At 30.2% G+C, this 3,005-nt stretch carries 2 protein-coding genes and 1 pseudogene; all 3 read right to left on the bottom strand.

All coding sequences use genetic code 11. The features are described from left to right. Positions 1-281: 281 nt before the first annotated feature. Positions 282-1,859: a DEAD/DEAH box helicase family protein gene (locus ACKI4K_RS06395; RefSeq protein ID WP_407423384.1), complete on the bottom strand. Its 1,578-nt coding sequence runs from the start codon at positions 1,857-1,859 to the stop codon at positions 282-284. A gap of 29 nt (positions 1,860-1,888) precedes the next feature. Then, entirely contained in the window at positions 1,889-2,644 is a 756-nt protein-coding gene (locus ACKI4K_RS06390) for a hypothetical protein (RefSeq protein ID WP_407423382.1), read from the bottom strand. 19 nt (positions 2,645-2,663) lie between these two features. After that, a pseudogene (locus tag ACKI4K_RS06385) lies at positions 2,664-3,005 on the bottom strand (hypothetical protein); the annotation flags it as partial.

Here is a 3,005-nt window from a genome sequence, read left to right as displayed (position 1 = left end):
TTCTTTTCTTTCTGCTTCCGCTGCCCGTTCTTCGGGACTTAATTTGTACTTTGGCATAATTAAAACCTCCAAAATGATATTTTTATTATATATCATCTTGGAGGTCTATTCAAGACTTTACACAAAATTTGGGATAGTCTCAAATATGATTGATAGAAGCGAAAGTCCCTTTTTATGAGTCTTTCGCTTCTTTTTGTATATTATTAGTATTATGAGGAGACTTGAACTCCCTGTAGTTTCTTACATTGTTTAAGCATATGCTTATCGCTTATTCTTATTATTTATTTACTTACACTCATTAATAAGTTTTCAACTTTATCCAGTAAATAGTCTGATGGTTCTTCACCTTTTTCTTTCATTTTTATCATTTCGATCAAATCTTTGTCTGTAATATCGACTATAAATTTTCTGGTTTCTTTTAACACACCTAAAGCCGCTTTATGTGCATTTTCATCAAATCCTTTGCGCGATATGATAAATGCTATATTTCTTAGGGCAGCGGAAAATAAATATTTCTCAGTTACATAAATTAAATTTTGGTCTACCTTATTTGTGTAGTTTTTATATTCAAAAACAACAAACTTTGTATTATAAAACTGTATAATAAATCTCCAAAATTCGGTAGTTCCCTTTAACGAACATAGCAGATCCATTCTAAACATATTATCTTTTGTTTTATGCTGTGTAGAAAACTGGGAAAATTCATTACCAAATAAATATTTTATTATATCATTACAGATATCTTCATATAGTATGGCGTTTTTGTTACTTTTTCCCGCATTACAGTTATTTAACCTATCTATCAAATCTTCTCCCTTTGATAAAACGGGAGAAGATTTTGAATTGCAATTATCATTCGCAAGGATATTTACAAAAGCTCCGAACGGCTCAGCCGGATTAATGTCGTTGATCGGATAAGGCACCAGTTTTGATAACCTGGATATTAATTCTTCGTCTCCATTACAAATATGCAGTAAATTTTTTATATCCCATATAAAGACATTATTTTTCTTAATCAATTCACGCTTCAAATCTTCATTTATGTCGCAGAACATTATTATACCATAGTGACACTTGATATAATTGTCCAATAATGCGCTTCTTTTTATCGTTTGTATGTGTTGAACCGCAGAGTTGATTATCTGCGACTCATTTTTTATACCACGGTATGTTTTTACTTCAAAAACAACTTGTTCTCCATTTATTTGTGCAATTATATCCGGCTCAACTTTATATTGAGAAAAATCAAAAAATTCATTAGTTCTAATTTTTTCAAAACGACATTTTTCAAGCAATGGAGCAATAAATTCATTGATAGCAATGTTTTCGTTATAAAATTCATTTATGTATGTAGCATGTGAATATTCGAATATAGTTTTAGAATCATAAAACCAGCATTTTTCGTCCATATTAGCATTTTGGACTAACCCTAGGAAACAGGAATTTTTTACAGAGAAAATTTTATTATACAATGGTGATTTCATCGTATCGGCATCATCACAAATAACGAGTGCAAAGTTCAATAACGACACTTTTTTATAGTTGTCCAGTAAGTCTTGGTACGTCGTTATTAAATAACTCTCATTCTTATAATTTTTCATGCTTGTTGCAATGCAATATTGCATCTCTTGTTCTCTTAACATATGTTTTATTTGTTCAACACTTAATCTATGTCTACTCAAATACAAAACATTAGCATCTCTATTATCTTTAATAAAATTATGTGCGATTGATAAGGCCGTTATAGTTTTCCCTGATCCCACGGTCATGCTTATGCTAATTTTGTGCAGTCCATCAGCAAAACTCTTTAATGCCAAATCCATTGCTTCTTGTTGATGTTGTCTAAGTTTTATATTCATACTATATTACCTCCTGAATGAATAAAAGATTATATATTCATCCAATTTTTCTTTTTTCTAATTTCGCTTCGTGACCAATAATCTGTATAATAATCAAAAAATTCACTTATGACAGGCATAAAATATTTTTCTCTCTCCAATGAACATATATAGGTTTTCAATGTTTTAATAATTTGAAACAGATGCCATACAGCATAGCTTTGAGCATATTCGCAATCATATTGATTCAAAACCAGGTATTCAACAGAATCAATACTATTTCCACTTAAATCATCAAAATAAACACATGAACAATGATCTAACACTCTTGCTGCATATAAATGTTGATTTGATATTGTTTTGCGAGGATAGGTTTCAAGGATTTTATTTTGTATTTGCTTCCACTTGGCTAAAGGATTATCCTTGTTATAATTTGAAATAGTCAGGCTGTCAAAATTATAATATCTATCCTTATCTGCGAAAGCATTTAAGAAAGAAATTATATCATCACTAATTTCATCATTAAAGCTCGCAATACCAATTTCTTTTAACAGTTTCTTTAGGTCATGACCACATTTTATCAGGTCGTGATTTTCAGGAAATCTTCCATCTTTTTTCACACGAAATTTCATAATCATTATAATTTTAAGCATACGCTCCAGACCAATCGAAAGTGAAAAGAATGCTTGATAAAACAATCCAATATGTTCTACATCGGCTTTTCTCAATGCGTGTAATCCTGTACTTAACAGCGATTTTGTTAAATGTGCTTCATTTGCTAGCAATTTTTCTTTTTCAGTAAACATTTTTTGACCTCATAAATTATCATATTAAATTCCTGTAGATAGGCATAAAAATTTTCTCATATCTTGCCGTAATGTATGTCTTATAAAATTCCTTTTGCAAATCGGATATATAAATAATGTTATCAATAAATGCATTTATGAGTTCAATATCAATGCTGGGCACAATTCTTAAAATTGCTTTGTTGCAATCCTCGTTTTCCATTGAAGAAATAAAATCATAGTAGTTGATTTTTCTATCATTCAGTTTGATTGCAGATGTAGGAAATTGGAAAATACGGGCATTTAGTTCGTCTTCGTTTTCCAAAATAGTTTTCATTACCTTTTCATCCGCCTGAGGAAGCAAACAACTACCACAATCAAA

The organism is Methanobrevibacter sp. (genome assembly GCF_045644645.1).
Taxonomy (GTDB): domain Archaea; phylum Methanobacteriota; class Methanobacteria; order Methanobacteriales; family Methanobacteriaceae; genus Methanocatella.
Note: the sequence above shows the minus strand (reverse complement) of the source record. Positions and strands in the feature narration are given on the sequence as shown.